This is a genomic window from Corynebacterium sp. zg-331, from assembly GCF_014267345.1.
Taxonomy (GTDB): Bacteria; Actinomycetota; Actinomycetes; order Mycobacteriales; family Mycobacteriaceae; genus Corynebacterium.
This window is the reverse complement of the sequence record NZ_JACMYD010000008.1, coordinates 1-19,073: the sequence shown is the minus strand read 5'-3', so window position 1 is coordinate 19,073 and position 19,073 is coordinate 1. Positions and strand designations below refer to the sequence as shown.

General features: G+C 65.7%; 14 protein-coding genes, 1 tRNA gene and 3 pseudogenes. 7 read left to right on the top strand and 11 right to left on the bottom strand.

Going from position 1 to position 19,073, the window contains the following annotated elements:
• Positions 1-13 precede the first annotated feature (13 nt).
• Both panB and panC read left to right on the top strand, forming a co-directional pair.
• A complete protein-coding gene (gene panB / locus H7347_RS08835; protein ID WP_152823154.1) occupies positions 14-832 on the top strand; it encodes a 3-methyl-2-oxobutanoate hydroxymethyltransferase in 819 nt (272 codons plus the stop codon).
• A gap of 8 nt (positions 833-840) precedes the next feature.
• Positions 841-1,692, top strand: a complete 852-nt coding sequence (gene panC, locus H7347_RS08830; RefSeq protein WP_370513954.1) for a pantoate--beta-alanine ligase — start codon at positions 841-843, stop codon at positions 1,690-1,692.
• Between the two features lie 5 nt (positions 1,693-1,697).
• Here panC and H7347_RS08825 read toward each other — a convergent pair whose 3' ends face one another.
• The 10 genes and pseudogenes from H7347_RS08825 to H7347_RS08785 all read right to left on the bottom strand — a co-directional run bounded on the left by H7347_RS08825 (position 1,698) and on the right by H7347_RS08785 (position 12,786).
• Positions 1,698-2,333, bottom strand: a complete 636-nt coding sequence (locus tag H7347_RS08825) for an MBL fold metallo-hydrolase (RefSeq protein ID WP_152823153.1) — start codon at positions 2,331-2,333, stop codon at positions 1,698-1,700.
• Positions 2,333-3,427, bottom strand: a complete 1,095-nt coding sequence (locus H7347_RS08820) for an S-(hydroxymethyl)mycothiol dehydrogenase (RefSeq protein ID WP_152823152.1) — start codon at positions 3,425-3,427, stop codon at positions 2,333-2,335. Before H7347_RS08820 ends, H7347_RS08825 begins: the two co-directional genes overlap by 1 nt.
• A gap of 417 nt (positions 3,428-3,844) precedes the next feature.
• A complete protein-coding gene (locus tag H7347_RS10840) occupies positions 3,845-3,970 on the bottom strand; it encodes a hypothetical protein (RefSeq protein ID WP_255476856.1) in 126 nt (41 codons plus the stop codon).
• Positions 3,971-4,145: 175 nt separating this feature from the next.
• Positions 4,146-5,705, bottom strand: a pseudogene (locus H7347_RS08815) (glycerol-3-phosphate dehydrogenase/oxidase).
• The gene (locus H7347_RS08810; protein ID WP_152823151.1) at positions 5,702-6,277 is read right to left on the bottom strand and encodes a TetR/AcrR family transcriptional regulator; all 576 of its coding nucleotides are present in this window, start codon (positions 6,275-6,277) and stop codon (positions 5,702-5,704) included. The pseudogene H7347_RS08815 and the gene H7347_RS08810 overlap by 4 nt, the downstream one beginning before the upstream one ends.
• Positions 6,278-6,284: 7 nt before the next feature.
• The gene (locus tag H7347_RS08805) at positions 6,285-8,147 is read right to left on the bottom strand and encodes a YhgE/Pip family protein (protein WP_152823150.1); all 1,863 of its coding nucleotides are present in this window, start codon (positions 8,145-8,147) and stop codon (positions 6,285-6,287) included.
• A gap of 27 nt (positions 8,148-8,174) precedes the next feature.
• Positions 8,175-9,104 carry a diacylglycerol kinase gene (locus H7347_RS08800; protein ID WP_152823149.1) on the bottom strand — a complete coding sequence of 310 codons (930 nt, stop codon included), beginning with the start codon at positions 9,102-9,104 and terminating at the stop codon, positions 8,175-8,177.
• Positions 9,105-9,129: 25 nt separating this feature from the next.
• Positions 9,130-10,716, bottom strand: a pseudogene (locus tag H7347_RS08795) (FAD-binding oxidoreductase).
• A 748-nt stretch (positions 10,717-11,464) separates the two neighbouring features.
• A tRNA-Thr gene (locus H7347_RS08790) sits at positions 11,465-11,540 on the bottom strand.
• A 16-nt stretch (positions 11,541-11,556) separates the two neighbouring features.
• Positions 11,557-12,786: a DNA polymerase III subunit delta' gene (locus H7347_RS08785; RefSeq protein ID WP_186337429.1), complete on the bottom strand. Its 1,230-nt coding sequence runs from the start codon at positions 12,784-12,786 to the stop codon at positions 11,557-11,559.
• Positions 12,787-12,821: 35 nt separating this feature from the next.
• Here H7347_RS08785 and H7347_RS08780 point away from each other — a divergent pair, with 35 nt between their 5' ends.
• From H7347_RS08780 to H7347_RS08765, 5 genes are all read left to right on the top strand, one after another.
• Positions 12,822-14,348, top strand: a complete 1,527-nt coding sequence (locus H7347_RS08780) for an adenylate/guanylate cyclase domain-containing protein (RefSeq protein ID WP_152823147.1) — start codon at positions 12,822-12,824, stop codon at positions 14,346-14,348.
• 3 nt (positions 14,349-14,351) lie between these two features.
• Entirely contained in the window at positions 14,352-14,831 is a 480-nt protein-coding gene (locus tag H7347_RS08775) for a methylated-DNA--[protein]-cysteine S-methyltransferase (RefSeq protein ID WP_152823146.1), read from the top strand.
• 121 nt (positions 14,832-14,952) lie between these two features.
• Positions 14,953-15,228, top strand: coding sequence for a DUF3800 domain-containing protein (locus H7347_RS11015; RefSeq protein WP_370513951.1), 276 nt, complete (start codon positions 14,953-14,955; stop codon positions 15,226-15,228).
• Positions 15,216-15,842, top strand: a complete 627-nt coding sequence (locus H7347_RS10835; RefSeq protein WP_370513950.1) for a DUF3800 domain-containing protein — start codon at positions 15,216-15,218, stop codon at positions 15,840-15,842. Before H7347_RS11015 ends, H7347_RS10835 begins: the two co-directional genes overlap by 13 nt.
• Before the next feature lie 159 nt (positions 15,843-16,001).
• Positions 16,002-17,930, top strand: a complete 1,929-nt coding sequence (locus H7347_RS08765; protein ID WP_152823145.1) for an OPT family oligopeptide transporter — start codon at positions 16,002-16,004, stop codon at positions 17,928-17,930.
• 477 nt (positions 17,931-18,407) lie between these two features.
• Here the strand turns inward: H7347_RS08765 and H7347_RS10830 are convergent.
• Positions 18,408-18,739, bottom strand: a pseudogene (locus tag H7347_RS10830) (integrase core domain-containing protein); the annotation flags it as partial.
• Positions 18,740-19,073 lie beyond the last annotated feature (334 nt).

Genomic DNA, 19,073 nt, shown 5'->3' with positions numbered 1-19,073 from the left:
CTATACTCTGTTCATGGCACAGATCACCCACGGGCGAGTACGCACCCGTCATCTCCTTCAGGCCAAGCAGCAAGGACGCAGAATCACCGCGCTGACCAGCTACGATGCCCTGACGGCCAGGATTTTTGACGATGCGGGCATCGATCTCCTCCTCGTGGGAGATTCCGCAGCCAACGTGGTGCTGGGGCACCCCTCCACCCTTCCCATTACCGTGGACGAGCTCGTCTCCCTGGCCCGGGCCGTGACCGGAGCCGCCACCCGCGCCTTCGTGGTGGCCGACCTGCCCTTCGGCAGCTATGAGGCGGGTCCCGAGCAGGCCCTGGCCACCGCCACCAGGTTTATGAAGGAAGCCGGGGTGGCCGCCGTCAAGCTGGAGGGCGGCACGGAGATCGCCCCCACCATCGCGGCGCTCGTCCGGGCGGGCATCCCGGTGGTGGGTCACCTGGGTTATACCCCGCAGTCCGAGCACGCCCTGGGCGGCCACGTGGTGCAGGGGCGTGGCGCGGGGGCGCAGCGGCTGCGCGAGGACGCCCTGGCCGTGCAGGAGGCGGGGGCCTGCGCCGTGGTCTTTGAGATGGTTCCGGCCGCCACGGCGGGGCAAATCAGCAAGCAGCTGTCCATTCCCACCATCGGCATCGGGGCCGGGGCCGGCACCGACGGCCAGATCCTGGTGTGGACGGACGCCTTTGGCCTGACCCGGGGAACAACGCCGCGCTTCGTGCGCGCCTACGCCCACCTGGGCGAGGAGCTGGGCCGCGCCACCCGCGCCTACATCCAGGACGTGCAGGCCGGGGACTTCCCCGGCGCGGCCGAGTCCTTCGGGGAGGAATAGCCGTGGCCATCGTGTGCCACACCGTGGCCCAGCTGCGCGCGGCGCTGGCCGAGCACGATTCCTCCGGCCTCGGGCTGGTGCCCACCATGGGCGCCCTGCACCAGGGGCACGGTCGGCTGCTGGCACAGGCGGTGGCGGATAATGACGTCGTGGTGGCCAGCGTCTTCGTCAATCCCCTGCAGTTTACCGACCTCGGCGACTGCGAGGACTACCGCCGCTACCCGCGCCAGCCCGACAAGGACCTCGAGCTGCTGGAACGCCACGGCGTGCACATCGCCTTCATGCCCAGCGTAGAGGAGATGTACCCCGGCGGCACGCCCCTGGTGTGGGTGCGCACCGGCGAGATGGGCGCGCGCCTGGAAGGCGCCAGCCGTCCGGGGCATTTTGACGGCGTGGCCACCGTGGTGACCAAGCTGATGAACCTCGTGCGGCCCGCCCGCGCCTACTTCGGCCGCAAGGACGCCCAACAGGTGGCGATCGTGCGGCGCGTGGTGCGGGATCTCAACCTGCCCGTGGACATCGAGGAGGTGCCCATCGCCAGGGCCGCGGACGGGCTGGCGGAATCCAGCCGCAACCAGCGCCTCGGCGCGCAGGATCGGCGGCACGCCCTGGCGCTCTCGCGGACCCTGGCGCTGCTCCGGGAGCACTCGGCGGCCGGGCGCGCCCTCGACCTGCCCGGCGCGCGCCGCGACCTCGCCCGCTCCCCCGGCGTGGATCTGGATTACCTGGTGGTGGTCGATCCCCTCACCCTAGAGCCGCTGAACGAGGAGACCCTCGCCCGGCCGCTGGCAGCCCCGGCGCTGGCCCTGGTGGCGGCCACGGTGGGCGGGGTGCGGTTGATTGATAACGCCACGGTGTAGGGGCCTTAGTACCCCCGCCTGATCCATTCCTCCAGGTGCGGGGCCTCCGCCCCGATGGTGGTGTGATCCCCGTGCCCGGTGCGCACGGTGGTCTCGGCCGGCAGGTCGAGCAAGGAGGTCTTGAGCGAGGCGATGATGGTGTCAAAGGAACTATAGCTGCGCCCGGTGGCCCCGGGGCCGCCCTGGAAGAGGGTGTCCCCGGAGAAGAGCTCGGCGGCCTCGGGGAGGTAGAGGCAACAGGAACCCGGCGAGTGGCCGGGGGTGTTGAGCACCCGCATCTGGGTGCCCGCCACCTCGAATACCTGCCCATCGGCGAGGTCGCGGTGCGCCACGCCGGGCAGGGTGTGCTCCCAGAGCATGTGGTCGCCGGGGTGGAGGTAGAGGGGGGCGTCGAGCAGGCGGGAGAGCTCGGGGGCCGCGCCGATGTGATCGTTGTGCCCGTGGGTGCAGAGGATCCCCTTGACGGTGCGACCGGCCACCGCCTCGACGATGGGGGCGGGGTCGTGCGCGGCGTCGATGACGTAGACCTCGTGTTCGTCGCCCACCAGCCAGATGTTGTTGTCCACGTCCCACTGCCCGCCGTCGAGGGCAAAGACGCCGGACGTCACCACGTGGTCTACCCGCAGGTCGCCGTGGCTCATCAGAGCACCACCACCGAGCGCAGCACGGTGCCCGCCTTCATCGTGGCGAAGGCCTCCTCTACCTCGTCCAGGCCGACGCGCTCGGTGACGAACTTGTCCAGGGGGAAGCTCCCCTGAAGGTGCAGGTCCACGTAGGCCGGGAAGTCACGTTCGGGCAGGCAGTCGCCGTACCAGGAGGGCTTGAGGGCGCCGCCGCGGGAGAAGAAGTCGATGGCCGGCAGCTCGATGATGGAGGTGAGGTTGGGCACGCCCACCATGACCATGCGCCCGGCGTGATCGCGGGAGTAAAAGGCCTGCCGCCAGGTGGGCATGATGCCCACGGCGTCGATGGTCACGTCCGCGCCGAAGCCGCCGGTGAGCTCGCGCACCGCGTCGATGACGTCTTGCTCCTCCATCTCGGCGGAGTTGATGGTGTGGGTGGCGCCGAGGTCGCGCGCCCAGGCGAGCTTGCGCTCGTCCACGTCCACGGCGATCACGGTGGTGGCGTCATTCATGGCGGCACCGGCCACGGCCGCCGCACCCACGCCGCCGCAGCCAAAGACCGCCACGGATTCGCCCCGCCTGACCTGCGCGGTATTGACGGCCGCGCCCACGCCCGCCATCACGCCGCAGCCGAGCAGGCCCGCGGCGGCGGGATCCTCCTGGGGATTGACCTTGGTGCACTGAGCCTCGTGTACCAGGGTTTTTTCCGCGAAGGCGCCGATGCCCAGGGCGGGGGTGAGCTCAGTGCCGTCCTCCAGGGTCATCTTCTTGGAGGCGTTGAAGGTGGCAAAGCAATAGTGCGGCTCGCCGCGCTTGCAGGCGCGGCATTCCCCGCACACGGCGCGCCAGTTGAGCACCACGAAGTCCCCCACCGCCACGTGGGTCACGCCCGGGCCGACCTCCTCGACGACGCCCGCGGCCTCGTGCCCGAGCAGGAAGGGGTAGGCGTCCTCGATGTCGCCGTCGCGGTACGCCAGATCGGTATGGCACACCCCACAGGCCTGAATCTTCACCACCACGTCGCGCTCGCCGGGATCGGGAATGACGATGCGGGTCGATTCCACGGGTTGCCCCTTGGCGGCAGCGATGATTCCGGTCACGGTTTGCGGCATGTTCTGGTCTCCTTCGACGCATACGGGGGTTACTACCCGGCCGAGTCTAACGCCAGATTTTCCGCCCCGCCGCAGGTGAGAACGTATTTCAATAAAGGGGATCGAGCGGAACCACGTTGCCGGTGACGGTGGGCACAAACGCGGCGAGGAGGTGGCGGATGCTCAGAAACATGGCTAACGCGAGATATCTGCTCGATGCCCTATGGTGAACGCATGCAGACGCGAGCCAAAGCCAACACCCCCAGGGACATCCTGTGGCTCACGCGGCTACCCCGGGAGCAGCTAAGGCTGTCGCAACAAAGCATCATCGCCCAAGCAGAAAAACTCACCGCCAAAGACATACGCCCATTCCGCTAAATATGCGCGTGATTTTATCGGCGCAGGAATCTACCGGAAGGCAAGTATTCCGCGCGGTTGCTATTCACGCAGCGACTCAAAGCCTGGGATACCAGCCGCGATATTGGCCGCCAGCACCCCATTGGGGCGCTCCACGGCCCCCACACCCGCAGCGGGCACCCCGGCGGCCCGATTGGCCGCCGCCATCCCGCTGACGGGGTCGCGGCAGGGGAAGTAGCGGTGGCTTTCCTGTGCTTTTTCCCGAACCGGACGCGGCGGCCACCACTGTGTGCATGATGTTTCCGGTGGCAACGGGGTATCGGGCCTGGGCCTTAACAAAGGCGGTATCGAGAACCTTGCGCAGCTTTTTCATGTCATTTCCTCACTGTAGTTTTTCCATCGCGTGGTTGCGGATCTCCTCGACCCCGGCGCGCATGGCCTCGGCGTCTTCCGGGATCATGGCGGCCCGGGTACGTCGTTCCAGCACGTCCTCGACAGTGATCGCCCCCTCGTGGGTGAAGGCGTATTCCACCTCGGCGCGGGTCACGTCCAGGGGGCTGACCGTGTCCAGGGGGCATTCCACGGTGGCTGCGGTCAGCACGGCGGGGGCCTCGTTACCAAAGCGGGCCACCATCGCACGTGGCAACCCGTGGAGATCCCGGGTGGCCACGTGCGAGTAGCCTCGGTGCCCCGGCGCGCCGAGCAGCGGGAAGTCACGGGTGGCGCACGGGCGCGCGGTGAGGCACCGCTCCACGATGACCCGGTCGAGAGTCTCCTCGGCATGAGGCGGTACTCGGTGAACTTGCCGCCCACCACGGAGAACATACCGTCCTCGGAGCAGACGATAGCGTGGCGGCGGGACAGGTCCGCGGTAGAGCCGCCCCCGCCGTTATCGAGCAGCGGGCGCAAGCCGGTGAAGGTACCCATCACGTGGGCGCGGGTGAGCTTCTTATCCAGGGTCTGGTTGATGTTGCGCAGCAGGAACTCCACGTCCTCCTTGGGGGTGGGAGGCACGTCCGGGATGGCCCCGGGGGCGTCCTCGTCCGTGAGGCCAAGGTAGCAGCGTCCGTGCGGGGCGGGGAGGATGAAGAGGTATCGGGAGATCGATCCCGGCAGCGGCACCGTGAGCGCCCCGGTGGAGTTACCGAGGGTCTCGGCCCTAAATACCAGGTGGGTGCCCCGAGCAGGGCGCACCTTGATGCCCGCGTCGAGCCTGCCGGCCCACACCCCGGTGGCGTTGATCACGGCGCGGGCCTGGAGGGTGATCTCCCGACCGCCCAGGGTGTCGCGCAGCCGCACCGACCTGCCGGTGGCCTCGGTGGCCTCGCAGTAGGTGAGGATGCGCGCCCCCTCGCTGGTGGCGGTGCGGGCGATGGCGGTGACCACGCGGGCGTCATCGACCATCTGGCCATCATAATTAACCCAGGAGCCCTTGAGGCCGGGGCGCAGCACCGCCGGGCACAGCCGAGTGGTCTCTGCCGCGGAGACGTAGCGGGAGCGCGGCAGAGTGCGCGCCGAGGTTCCAGCGGTGATGCGCAGGGCATCTCCGGCAAAAAACCACCCGGGCGGCGGCCTTTTGCACCAGGTTGGTGTCCTCTCCCAGAGCCATGACCTGCGGCAACGCCCTGATGAGGTGCGGCGCGGTGCGTTCCATGAGGATTCCCCGCTCCACCGCCGAGTGACGCGCGATCCCCAGCTCTAGCTTGGTCAGGTAGCTCAGGCCGCCGTGGGCCAGCTTGGAGGACCACCGGGAGGCACCAAAGGCGAAGTCGTGCTTTTCTATCAGCACGATGGACAGGCCCCGGGTGACGGCATCGAGCGCCAAGCCCACCCCGGTGATGCCGCCGCCGATGATCACCACGTCCACCGGCTCGGTGGCCTGGCTCAGGGCGTCAAGGTCGGCATCTCGCCTCGCGGCGTTGAGTGCACCGTGAGTGTTCATTGATGTAGGTATCCCTTCAACATTGCGGTGAGCTCGTTGGCCCACTCGTCTTCCGCTTGCGTCACCGCGCCGAGCACGGCCGAGGAGAGCACGAGGGATTGAACCACCATGAAGATGTGAGTGGCCATCACCTGCGGCTCGCCGCGGCGCATCACCACGCCGTCCTGGTGCATGCGCACGATGACGTTTTTGATGAATCTGACCATGATCTGCTGGCTTTCCCCGAGGCGCTGGAACTGGTAGGTCAGCAGAAGTTCGGGATCCTTGCGCAGGATCGAAGAAAGGAACTCGTTGCGCCGGGCCGCCAGGGCCACGGCCACCGTGGTCTCGCACAGCGTATCGATGTCCCTCGGGGGCGGGTAGGCAGCATCGAGAAGGCCAATGACCTCCCGGGTGAGAACCTTGCGCACCAGGGCGTCCACGCTGCCAAAGTGGGCGTACACCGTGGGACGCGATACTCCGGCCGCGCGGGCAACGGCCGCCATGGTGGTGCCGCTGACTCCGCGCTGCATGAAGCACTCCCGGGCACCGGCGTAGATCGCCTCGCGGATGGCTGCATTACCGCGCGTCATGTTCGCCTCAGGCCTCCACGGTGCTGAAGGTCGCGGTCGGCTCCTCGGCGTGGCGGCCCGTGGGTTGAGCCTCACGGCGTTGCCGGGCGGCGCGAACAAGGAATGTCAGCGCCAGCGAGATCGCGATGGAGGCGACCAGGCCAAGAACGCCCAACCAGAAGGTGGCATCCAGCGCACCGTCGGTGGCGCGGATGAAGGCGTACCGGGCGTAGGACATCGGGTGCACCCCGTGGAGGGCGCGCAGCGCGCCGGGGGTCAGCGCGAGCGGCCACACCCCGCCGAAAGCGAAGACCCCGTAACCCAGGAAGCCGAGGGCGAAAAGCGCGCCGACGAGCCGCCCGAAGAGCATCCGCAGGAACTGATACACTGCGGCTCCGCTCATACCCATCAAAACGAACACGAGGATCGTGGCTGACCAGTGCGCAGGATACCAGCCCAGGACGGAGGAGAATCCGGCCAGGACTAACAGGATCAGCGTGTTGATCGCGGAGAGCAGTGCGAAGGCCTTGAGCACCGGGGCGGTCACCACGCGATCATGCATCCGGCCCAGTACCTCCGGAAGCAGGATGGAGACGGTGGCCATGAGCAGGAAGCCAAAGACCAGGATGAGGATCATGGACACGCCGCCAGACAGCGTCAGGTTGGTGGGGTCATGGACGTCCACCTGCGTCTGCACGGCGGGGTTGTTCTTGGAGTCGTACAGGATCGGGGCGGCGATCTGCTTGGCGGACAGCGGCACCGCGTTGATCCGCGGCGCCTGCTTGGCCCCCTCGCTCAGGCCCGAGGCAAGCTGCCCGGTGCCCTCCTTGAGCTGGCGGGTGCCGTCGTTGAGCAGCAGGGTGCCGTCATAGAGCTGGCCCACGCCGTCGTCCACCTGGATGATGCCGTCGTGGAGTTGACGCTGGCCGTCGCCCAGCTGCATCAGGCCACTGAGGTAGGGGGCAGAGGGGTCGGTGAGGTTTTGCCGCACCTCCGCCGTGCCCGCCTTGAGCTTGCGTAGCTGGGCGGCCATGCTCTCTGGGTTGGCGTTGTTGAGCTGTCTTAGGGTTCCGGCCAGCTGATCGGCCTGGGCACCCAGGCCCACCGCGCGCATGGTATCCAGCACGGGCTGGAGCGCGGTCACCGCGGATTGCACCTGATCCAGCAGCGGGATCAGGCCGCCGGTGAGCTGGCCCACACCTTCGTCGATCTGCACCATACCTGCACCCAGCTGAGTGGTGCCGTCCTTGAGCTGGCGGGTTCCGTCCACTCCCTGGGTGGTGCCGTCGTGGGCTTGACCCGCGCCGTCGTCAAGCAGCCGGGCCCCGTTGGCCGCCTCGCCCAGGCCCTTGCCCAGCTGGTTCATGCCGTCGAGGATCTGTTTGGCGTAGCCCTCCTGAATGCCCTGGGCCACGCCCTTTTGGATCTCGGAGACCAGGCCGTTGGTCAGCAGGGGGGCGTTGGTGCCGTTGAAGTCGTTGTAGGAAATTTCCACCACCGGCTGGCGTGGCTTATCGTCGATGACCGTCACGACGTCCTGGGAGAACGTTTCCGGGATTTCCACGGTAAAGAGGTATGTGCCCTTGGCCAATCCCTGATCCGCTTCCTCGGCGTCTACCTTCACAAAGTGGAGATAATCAATATCAAGCAGCCCATCGACCACCTGATCGCCAAAGTTTTCCACCTTGCCCGCCTGGGTGGCTCCCTTGTCGTTATTGACCACCGCTAGTTCCACGTCGTGCAGGTAATGGCGCGGATCCCACATGGCCCACATGTAGGCCACGGCCACGATGAGGGGCATGACCAGCAGCAGCACTATGAGGGTGCGGGAAAGATGGCCGCGCGGACGCCAGTCCAGCGCCCGGGTCAGCCGCGAGGACGCACTCATCATCGGGCTCCTTTCGTTAACTTTTTCGGGTTAGGGCCTAGGCACGAGGTAATAACCGGCGCCGGGGACGATTTCGCACTCCACCGGGCAGGCGAAGTATTTATCGCCGTCGGCGTAGGCGTTAATGCCCGGCATCTCCACGCGCACCTTGCGGGTCCGGTATCGGCGGGCTTCTGCAACATCGTCGAAGTCTCCTGAGAAGATCTTGTTCACGTTCAGGGCAGCCTTGCGGCGGGGCATCTTGGACACCAGGGTGATGTCAAAAAGACCGTCGTAATGATCTGTATCGGGGCACACCTGCATACCGCCGCCGTAGGTGCGGGTATTGCCGATGGCGCACAGGGTCACCTCATCGGAGATGACCTCCCCGTCGTCCAGCGTGATGCGGGTGGGTAGGGAGTGGAAGTTGATAAAATCCAACAGGATCGCCAGCACGTAGCGGGGCTGGCCAGAGGGCCACGGAATGCGGTTGGTGCGGTCGGTCACCAGGGAGTCAAAGCCGGCGCAGGCAATCGTGCCAAAGTACCGCTGCTGGCCGTCGTCCGTGCGCATGATCCCCAGGTCCGTTCGGGTGGTAAAGCCCTGGACGATGGTCTTGGCCGCGCGGCGGGCATCCAGCGGTATGCCGTATTCCCGGGCGTGATCGTTGCCGGTGCCCGCCGGGATGATCCTCAAGGGCGTGGTGCTTCCAGCCTGTTCCTGGAGGACAAGACTGATGAAGCCGTTGCCGCCGCAGGCCACGAGGGCATCGATGGAATCATCCTCGACCATCTCGCGGGCCAGGTTCCGCGAGACCTCCGAGGAGGAACCGAAGATGCGCACCACGTCCACGCCGTAGCTATAAAAGGCACGGGCGGCGATGTTCGAGGCCTCCACGGCCCTGCCCTTAGCCGCGGCGGGGTTGGTCAGCACGGCGACGCGCGAAATCTCTCGGTGCCCCAACTGGTAGTCATTGCTCATGATGTTGTTGCCTTGTCATTTCCGTCTAAAACAGCTTGCCGGGGTTGAGAATGCCCGCGGGGTCCAGGGTGGCCTTCACCGAGCCGAGGATCGTGGCCCCCAGGTTGCCCATGTCGGCCTGCACCCACGGGCGGTGATCGGTGCCCACCGCGTGGTGGTGCGTGATCGTCGCGCCGTTGTCCACCATCGCCCGGCAGGCGGCCTCCTTGGCCTTCCGCCACTGGCTAGCCGGATCTTCCCCGCGCTGACCGGCGATGATCGTGAAATACAGGGAGCAGCCGCCCTCATACACGTGAGAGATGTGGCACATGATGATCGCGGAGCTTCCCGACTCCGCCAGCTCGGTGCCCACCGCCTCGGTCACGGCCTTTTTCACCCGGTCGATGTTGGACCAATCCGTGGCCGTCTCGAAGGTTTCGCACACGGCCCCCTGATCGAGGAGGCCGTCTCACAACACGGGCGCGCCGAAACGGCCGCGCTCCCACTGCCGCACCGGCACCTCGCCTCGAGAAACACCGCCCAGAGACAACAGGAGGTTGCGGGTCTCCTCGTGACGGGACTCCGTGTGCTCCGGGGTGCCCTCGTACATGGTCAGCAGCAGACAGCCGGAGTCGGCATCGTCGGAGTCCCCGATCTTGTCCGTGGAGCTCAGATTGAGACTGGACTCGATCTCGTCGGAAAGGCGCAGCACCGTGGGGCCGGTGCCCGTCTGCGTCACCTTACGCATCGCTTCGGCCCCCTCGGCGAAGGAGGGGAAGCTAAACGCCTCGTAGCGCTTGACCTCGGGGATGGGGTGGACACGCAGGCGCACCCGGGTGATCACGCCGAGGGTACCCTCCGAGCCGAGAAAAAGCTGGCGTAGATCGGGGCCGGCGGCCGACGCCGGGGCCTGGTAGCCCACCGTGGTCACGCCCACAGGGGTCACCACGGTCAGCTCGCGCACCATCTCGTCGAAGCGACCGTAGCCCGCGGAGTTCTGCCCCGAGGACCGGGGGGCGGCGTAGCCGCCGATGGAGGCATAGGGGAAAGACTACGGGAAGTGCCCGATCTGCAACCCGTGCTCGGCCAGCTTCAGCTCCGCGTGGGGGCCGGACAACCCCGCGCCCAGGGTAGCCTGCATGGACACAGTATCGACGTCCTCCAACTGATCGAAGCGCACCATATCGAGGCTGATCACGGCGCGCAGGCCGCCGTCCTTCGGTGCCAGGCCGCCTACCACGCTGGTGCCGCCGCCGAAGGGAACCACGGCCACCCGCTCCTCGGTGCACCAGGTAAGCAGGGCTGCCACCTCGTCCTCGGTGCCGGGAGCCACCACGGCGTCCGAGGCGTCGATGACGCGGCCGGAGCGTCAATCCAGCAGATCCGGGTAGGACTTGCCGCGAGCCCGGCGCAGATGCTGCTCGTGCTCAGTGCTCACGTAGCCCTCGCCGACGATCCCGGATAGAGCGGCGAGGTCAGATTCGCTCAGGCGCACCTCGCTCAGGTGCACCTCCTCGGCCGGAAGGCGGGCGTTATTGCCGCCATCCGCCCCCAGCATCGTGGCGACGAGCTTGCGTACGCTACCGGAAAGCGGCTTGGCTTCCTCCGTCGTGCCCCAGAGGCTGTGGGTCATGGGAGGTAACGGAATGCCAGATTGACGCGCTTGAGTAGTCATGGTCACATCATTGCATTTTTACACTTCTAGAGGAAGTGTAAAAATGAGTCTTTCCCCCGCGCCGCAGCTGGGCGGAAAAATCCCTGGTGGTGGTCGGCTGGGCGGACTGGACGCCGCAAGGAGGCTACCCCCCGTTAGGGGGCATTGGGACGGCGCGCAGCTCGGGACGTGAGCCACGCGCTTTATCACCCCAGCGCATGAAAATCAATAATTCACGCACCCTCGTGGGTATGACAGCTTGCCGTCGGAGCATGGGAGGCCTAGACTGGGGGCCATCCTTCCTATGGAGGGAACAAAAATGCGGGAACCCTCACCCGTCGCTGAAAACAGATGAAGGTTCCCGATGGGACTACAGCGAGTTCACTAACCAGCTAATACCATCACGGATGTAGCCCGCGATGACGCTGATAGTGACTCGACGCGAGAGCCGCCGTAGAGATCGCCCAATCTCTCGGCGGCTTTTCTCATGCCGCTTAACCACTGTGCCCACCTCCCTTCTACCGCTAGGAGGTGCCCCCATGAGGCCCCATCCCGCGCGCGGCCGGGACGGAGCCGCAAGAAGGGAATGATGCGTCCAGGCCACCTTCGCAGCACGGACGAGTGTCATTTTACTCTGTGGGGGAAAACTTCGGCAGGGGTCAAGTCATCTCCCAGACACAAAAAACTGCGCCCACCCTTGGCGCAGCCCTCACCCCCATCCCAAAACTGGAGCCGCCTGCGAGAATCGAACTCGCGACCTATTCATTACGAGTGAATCGCTCTACCGACTGAGCTAAGGCGGCACGAGCGGTTAGTTTACTACACCCCGTAGGCCTGCCGCAAACGGCCCACCAGGCCGTCGGTAGCGATGGTGAACTGCACGTTTTCCGTGATGTGCCTGCGGCACACCGCGATAGCGTCCAGGCATTCCACCAGGCCGCGCTCCCCCACGGTGTCCGCCAGCTCCCCGGCGAGCGCGGAAAAATCCGGGTGCACCGGTTCCACGGAGGCCCCCACGGCCAGCAGAAGGGCATCGCGGTAGAGGCCGGAGAGATCCACCAGCGCCAGATCCAGCAGGTCGCGCCGCCGCCGGGTGGTGCGCATGCGCTGGGTCTTTTCCAGCTCCTTGACCATGCCCGCGGTGCCCCGCGCGGCCTTCTGGGCCCCCTTGCCCTTGCCGCCCGCACCCAGGGAGCGCTCCAGACGCTCCCGTTCCTCGGCATCGGCCTGCGCGAAGGCCTCGGTGGCCTCCTTTTCTATCGCCTTGACCAGGGCATGCATGGCCTGAAAGGCCTGGTCGCCGTGGCGGATGAGTTCCGCGAGGTTGAGCACGGCGGCGCGGCGGCGCTGCATGCTGGGGGTGGTCACCAGCCGTCGGGCCCGCCCCACGTGGCGCAGGCAGGCCTGGGCGGCAAGCCGGGCGTCGCTTTCCGTGGCGCCCTCCTCGGCCACCAGCAGCCGCGTGATCTCGGCTACCGAGGGGGAGGGCACGTAGACGTGGCGGCACCGCGAGCACAGGGTGGTGGAGAAGTCCTGGGGGTCGGTGGACGGCGCGCAGAAGACGATCACGGTGCGCGAGGGGGGTTCCTCGACGGTCTTGAGCAGGGCGTCGGCCGCCGAGCCAGAGAGGCGGTCGGCATCCTCGATGATGACCACCCGCCACGGGGAGACGGTGGGCAGGCGGTGCGCCCCGGCGATGATCGTTTCGCGCACGTAGTCCACGCCGATGGACAGCGCCTGGGGCACTACGTGCACGACGTCGGTGTGCGCCCCTTCGAGCACGGCGCGGCAGGCCTCGCAGCGCCCGCAGCCGGGTTCCGGCCCGGTGCATTCCAGGGCGGCGGCAAAGGCTAGCGCGGCCCGGGAGCGCCCGGAACCGGGCGCCCCGGTAAAGACCCAGGAGTGGGTCATCGCCGCGCGGGCGGCCTGCGCGGGTTCGCCCCCCGGGGCCTCCAGGGCTCGCGCCGCGCGCGCGGCCGCCAGCACCACGTCGCACACGCTGGGGGTATCCGCGAGGCGCTCGGCTACGCTGCGGGGGGAAGTACTCACCGCACCCAGGGTAGCGAATAGATAGAGTATCTAGCATGAACCGATTGCTCAGGGCCCTCACATGGCTATGGGGAACCTCCTGGCCCCTGTACGCCGCCCTTGTGCTCGGATCGAACGTCCTCGGCGCGGCGGCCATCATGTTCTTTATCCGCTTCCTCATTCCGCTGCCCGAGCTGCATGACTTTGATTCCTCCGGCTCACACCTGGCCCCCATCGGCATCAGTTACGTGGTCTTTGCCGCCGTGATGGGCATCGCGGCCACGTTTATTCTGTTCCGCCCGGTGCTTGACTGGCAGCGTTCCCCGGATTCCCACGACCCCAACATGGTGCGCAACCTGGTGCTGCGGCTGCCGGTGTATCAGGCGGCGGTGTGCGCGATCGTCTGGTTTTTTGGCATCCTCATCGCGGTGCTGGTGACCTCCTCCGCCAGCGGCAGGATGGCCCTGGTCATCGCGGTGGCCTGCGGGCTGGCCGGGTCGGTGGTTATCATCATCACCTACCTGGCGGCCGAGCGGATGGTGCGCCCGGTAGCGTCGGAGGCCCTGGCGCGGCGCTTCGAGGATTCCACCCTGGAGCCTCCCATCAAGTCCCGGCTGCGCATGACCTGGGTGCTGACCACCGGGGTGCCGGCCCTGGGCGTGCTGCTGCTGCTCTGGGGACAGCAGGCGGGCTTTTTCACGGACGACGCCGCGGACATCATCCCCGCCCTCCTCTGGCTGATCGTGAGCGCGCTGATCACCGGATTCGTGGGCACCACGCTATCCATCATGAGCGTGGTGGATCCCATCAAGGAGCTCCAAGAGGCCATCAACCGGGTGCGACGCGGCGACGCCACCGCCCAGGTGGACATCTACGACGGCTCCGAGATCGGCGTACTCCAGGCCGGCTTCAACGAGATGATGCGGGGCCTGCGCGAGCGCCAGCGCGTGCGCGATATCTTTGGCCGCTACGTGGGCACGGAGGTCGCCCGCCGGGCCCTCGAGGAGCGCCCCACCCTGGGCGGGGAGGACCGCAAGGTGGCGGTGCTTTTCATCGACGTGATCGGCTCGACCACCTTCGCCGTCCACCACGAGCCGGAGGAGGTGGTGGCGGAGCTCAACCGCTTCTTCGAGCGCGTGGTCACGGTGGTGCACCGCAACAAGGGCATCATCAACAAGTTCCAGGGCGACGCCGCCCTCGCCGTCTTCGGCGCGCCGCTGCCGCTTGCCGACGCCAACTCGCTCGCCCTGAGCGCCGCCCGCGAGCTGCGCGAGGAACTGCGCGGTATGGCGCTCCAGGCGGGCATCGGCGTGGCCGCGGGGCACGTGGTGGCCGGGCACATCGGCGGCCACGACCGCTTCGAATACACCGTGATCGGCGACGCCGTAAACCAGGCCGCCCGCCTGACCGAGCTGGCCAAGGACACCCCCGGGCGCATCCTCACCAACTCCGCCACCCTGCGCGGGGCCAACGAAGCCGAGCAGGCCCGATGGACGCTGATGAAATCCGTGGAGCTGCGCGGCCGCCGGGAGATGACGCAGCTGGCCCGCCCCATCCGGGAAACCCTGGCGGATCGGTCGTAAAACATGGACACACCCCTCGGACCCCTGACACTGCTGGCCTCCCCGCGGGGGCTGACCCGCGTGATCTTCGGCGCAGGCGCCTCCACCGACTCCCCCATCGTGACCCAGGCCCGGCAGGAGCTGGCGGAATACTTCGCCGGGAGGCACCGGGAGTTCACCGTGCCCCTCGACTGGGGCGAGGCCAGCGACTTCCGGGCGCGGGTGCAGCGCCACCTGCTCACCATAGGCTACGGCCAGACCTCCAGCTACGGCGAGGTGGCGGTCGCCCTGGGCCGCCCCGGGGCGGCGCGCGCCGTGGGCAGCGGCTGCCGCACCAATCCCCTGCCCATCGTGGTGCCCTGCCACCGGGTCATACGCTCCGACGGCTCCCTGGGCGGCTACGCCGGCGGGCTCGCGGTCAAGGAGTACCTGCTAGGGCTGGAGCGGGGAACCGGAGAGCCCCTGACTATCCCCGCTCTTGACGCCACCATCGTGGAGCCATAGACTGACCAGCGGAAGCCAGGATTGAGCAGCTGCAAGAATATCCCGGGCACCAACTCCAAAAACCCGCGCTTGTCGCGGGTTTTTGTGTATACCAGAAATCCGCTAGTCGCAAGGATTACTCATGCTTGTCGCTTATCTCGATGAGATTGGCCATCCAGGAGCTTTCGTTAGCCTACAACACCCACGCCATAACGAAAGCCCAGCTTTTGGATATGCAGGATTTATAATAGACGAAAAGCACGTACGCGAATTTGGGGCATTATTCACCAAAACCAAAAAGGAATATTCCCCAAGGGGGAATCAAAGGCCCATCACCCTGGCCGCTGAGAGAAGAAGGGCTCCTCACTCCTCTATGCAAAAGCCCAACAGGAGAGGCCATAAAATGTGCGAGCCCTAACATGGCTGATAGAATTCTTAAACAAACTGGACGGAAAGTTATTCTACTATACTAACGAGAAGCCTGTAGGCACCCCGAAGGAAACCAACACGGGCCCAGAGGAGTTCAGACAACGAGAATCAGCCGCCATGCATGAAAGCCTCAATCGACTGGCACGCCATGCCGACTCCCGCCAAAAGAATCTGCTGGTCATGATGGATCAGATCAATGAAAAATCCCGGAAGCAGCGACTTCCCGAGATGTATGCACACATCCTGGGGCGAGCCTCCAAGCACGAGGACATGCACCGCATCCTCGAACCGCCCATGCACATCGACAGTCAGCTATCCGCAAATATCCAATTCGCTGACTGGATAGCAGCCCTAACCAAACGAGCAATAGAATATCAGCTCGTTCAAGGATCACGCTATTCCTGGATAGCCAAATCCTCACTCTCCAAGGTGACACGAGGGGTATTTACTTACGAATCAAAACTTCATCTTCACAAGAGAGTGGTAGACGACATCAACCACTCCAACATACTCTCATCACACCAACCAGTACTGGAAAGTATCACACAAAGCGAAGAAAATAGGAAAAAGTTAGAGAACATACGAAGGGCGTCATTCCATTAATAAACACGCAAGATTGCAAACAATCACCCTGCACAGCTGAGCACACACCCCAGAAGAAACCGCCCTGTGACGCACACACCATCAGGTTGCTCCCCACGCGTTCCCAGGGAGGGGTAACCTACCTCTCATCATTGTCATTCCCCTAGCAGGGAGGCTCCCATGCGCGAACTCACCGTGCGCGCGGTCATCCTGGGTGGACTCATCACCCTGGTCTTTACCGCCGCCAACGTCTACCTCGGCCTCAAGGTCGGACTAACCTTTGCCACCTCCATCCCCGCCGCCGTGATCTCCATGGCGGTGCTGCGCAGGTTCTCCGAGCACACGGTGGTGGAGAACAACATCGTGCAGACCATCGCCTCGGCGGCCGGAACCCTGTCCGCCATCATCTTCGTGCTGCCCGGCCTGGTCATGGTGGGCTGGTGGCAGGGTTTCCCGTACTGGACCACCCTGCTGGTGTGCATGATCGGCGGGGTGCTGGGCGTGATGTATTCCATCCCGCTGCGCCGCGCCCTGGTCACCGGCTCGGATCTGCCCTTCCCAGAGGGGGTGGCCGCGGCCGAGGTGCTGCGCGTGGGCGATGAGCATGGTTCGGCGGAGGAGAATCGTCGGGGCTTGCGCGTGATTATCGGCGGGGCGCTGGCGTCTGCCTCGTTGGGGCTGCTGGGTGCTATCAAGGCCGTGGCCGGGGAGGTCTCCGCCGCCTTCCGCGTGGGCTCGGGCGGGGTGATGGTGGGCAGCAGCCTGTCGCTGGCGCTGATCGGGGTGGGCCACCTGGTGGGCGTCACGGTGGGGGTGGCCATGCTCACCGGGCTGATCATCGCGCACGGGGTGCTCATGCCGATTTTCACCCAGGGCCAGGTTCCCGCCTCGGGGGAGGTGGCGGAGTCCGTGTCGGCCGTGTTCAGCCAGGACGTGCGCTTCGTGGGCGCGGGCGCGATGGCGGTGGCGGCGCTGTGGACGCTGCTGAAGATCATCGGCCCCATCGCCCGGGGCATTCGTTCCTCCCTGCTGGCCTCGCGGGCGCGCCGCGGCGGGCAGCGGGTGGAGCTGGCGGAGCGCGACCTTCCCTTCCCGCTGGTGCTGGGCAGCATCGCGGCGTCCATGATCCCCATCGGGCTGCTGTTGTGGGGCTTTGTGCGCGGCACTGCGATCGGCCACCACACCGGCGTGCTCATCGCCCTGAGCGTGGTGTTCACGCTGGTCTCTGGGCTGTTGATCGCGGCGGTGTGCGGGTACATGGCGGGGCTGATCGGGGCGTCGAATAGCCCGATCTCCTCGATGGGCATCATCACGGTGCTCTCCGCCGCGCTGCTGATCAAGGTGGCAACGGGCGCGGAGTCCCAGAGCAACCCCACGGCCCTGGTGGCCTATACGCTCTTTACCGCCGCCGTGGTGTTTGGCATCGCCACGATCTCGAACGATAATCTCCAGGATCTTAAGACCGGCCAGCTCGTGGGCGCCACCCCATGGAAGCAGCAGGTGGCGCTGATCATCGGCGTGGTGTTTGGCTCCCTGGTGATCCCGCCGATCCTCCAGCTCATGCTGCAGGCCTTCGGCTTTCAGGGCGCAGAGGGTGCGGGGCCGGATGCCCTTGCCGCGCCGCAGGCCGCGCTGATGAGCTCCGTGGCGCAGGGGATCTTCGGGGATTCGCTGGACTGGGGCAAGGTGGGCCTGGGTGCTCTCATCGCCGTGGGTATCATCGCCATCGACGAGGCCTTGGGGCGCACCGGCTCCCGACGCCTCGCGCTGCCGCCGCTGGCCGTGGGCATGGGCATGTACTTGCCGATGGGGCTGACCCTCATGATCGTAGTGGGCAGCGTGATCGGCGCGCTCTACCACCGCCGGGCGGCCCGCAGCGCACACCCCGAGCAGGCCACTCGCCTGGGCGTGCTCATGGCCACCGGCCTGATCGTGGGCGAAAGCCTCTTTGGGGTGATTCACGCCGGGGTCATCGCCACCACGGGTAAAGCCAACCCGCTGGCGCTCCTGCCGGAGGGCTACGAGGCCGCCGGGCAGTGGGTGGGCCTGGTGGTCTTTGCGGCACTCACGGCGGGATTGTATCGCTGGGTACGTCGCGCGAGCGCATAAGGAAGTGGGTTATAAAGCGGCTCGGATCCTTGATGGCCCTCGGAGCATACCCTGCGTAGAACGACGAACGGGAAGACCCATGAGCAAACCAAGCACCTGACTGGTAGCCGTCAACAACCACATCCGGGCAAACGACCCAGCCTTGCCTGCGTATACAGACTCGATTAGCCAGAGCATTTGGGACTTGCGCCCTCAGTGTTGATCTCCACCCACCCAGGCCGGGCCAGTACCATCGGCCCACAAGGCTGCGTACTACGCATCGGACATAGGGGTTCAGGTTGGATGGGTGCCCGCCTTCCGAGCCTGTCTGGTCAACGTCTACCACCAACACTGCGGCATACTGCCGGTGAGTAAGCCGCGCGTAGTGGCACCGGCGTAGCTGCTTGAAGTCCGTACGGTGCATCCAAGACACCGTGTAACCTGCCGAGATGCGGAAATATGCCGTGGTGGGGTTGCCCGCAAATCGTGGACACGTAGTTAAGCTGCTGCTTTTTGTTGTTTTTGGTCGGCGATCCGGTTCTCGAACTCTACGGAACTGATCATCCCGATCGATGAGTGCCACCTACGACGGTTGTAGACTACTTCGATCCACCGGGCCACCGCTGTGCGGGCCTGATCTTGGCTGGCCCATTTTCTCCGATCATAAAACTCGGTTTTCAGGGTGGACTAGAATGATTCAGACATCGCGTTATCGAAACGCACGCCGGTACGTCCTACTGACTGGCAATCCCGAGCTGTTGGCATACCTGCCATAGCTGATCACTAGTGAACTGAGTACCACGATCAGCATGAAACACTAATCCTTCAGGTGAGGTTACCCTGCGGGGCTAGATAAAAAAGATCTCCTAGACGCACAACCCGATGGCACTGTGGATACCACACGATAAAAGCCTTCGACGGCTGCACGACCCTCCCCGGTAGACAGGCGTTTGCCGGGGTAATTCGCCATACCAAAACCAGTTACGTGGACTTGCCCCTGCCCGGCCTCCGGGAATATCTGCGCGAGCACACCACAGCACTCCTCAACGGCATAAAAGCGTAATCACACCTCCTCCCCCTCGGGACTCTTCCCGCTAGGAGACATTGTGCTGGGAAACCTCCCAGCTCCTCCCGGTGGTGCGACCATCTCCACCACCAGGACGA

What these genes read in the sequence shown, in the direction of transcription:
- panB (WP_152823154.1), top strand. Translation starts at nt 14, where the DNA reads ATGGCACAGATCACCCACGGGCGAGTACGCACCCGTCATCTCCTTCAG.
- H7347_RS08825 (WP_152823153.1), bottom strand. Translation starts at nt 2,333, where the DNA reads ATGAGCCACGGCGACCTGCGGGTAGACCACGTGGTGACGTCCGGCGTC.
- H7347_RS08820 (WP_152823152.1), bottom strand. Translation starts at nt 3,427, where the DNA reads ATGCCGCAAACCGTGACCGGAATCATCGCTGCCGCCAAGGGGCAACCC.
- H7347_RS10840 (WP_255476856.1), bottom strand. Translation starts at nt 3,970, where the DNA reads ATGGCGGCGGCCAATCGGGCCGCCGGGGTGCCCGCTGCGGGTGTGGGG.
- H7347_RS08810 (WP_152823151.1), bottom strand. Translation starts at nt 6,277, where the DNA reads ATGACGCGCGGTAATGCAGCCATCCGCGAGGCGATCTACGCCGGTGCC.
- H7347_RS08805 (WP_152823150.1), bottom strand. Translation starts at nt 8,147, where the DNA reads ATGATGAGTGCGTCCTCGCGGCTGACCCGGGCGCTGGACTGGCGTCCG.
- H7347_RS08800 (WP_152823149.1), bottom strand. Translation starts at nt 9,104, where the DNA reads ATGAGCAATGACTACCAGTTGGGGCACCGAGAGATTTCGCGCGTCGCC.
- H7347_RS08780 (WP_152823147.1), top strand. Translation starts at nt 12,822, where the DNA reads ATGAACCGATTGCTCAGGGCCCTCACATGGCTATGGGGAACCTCCTGG.
- H7347_RS08775 (WP_152823146.1), top strand. Translation starts at nt 14,352, where the DNA reads ATGGACACACCCCTCGGACCCCTGACACTGCTGGCCTCCCCGCGGGGG.
- H7347_RS11015 (WP_370513951.1), top strand. Translation starts at nt 14,953, where the DNA reads ATGCTTGTCGCTTATCTCGATGAGATTGGCCATCCAGGAGCTTTCGTT.
- H7347_RS08765 (WP_152823145.1), top strand. Translation starts at nt 16,002, where the DNA reads ATGCGCGAACTCACCGTGCGCGCGGTCATCCTGGGTGGACTCATCACC.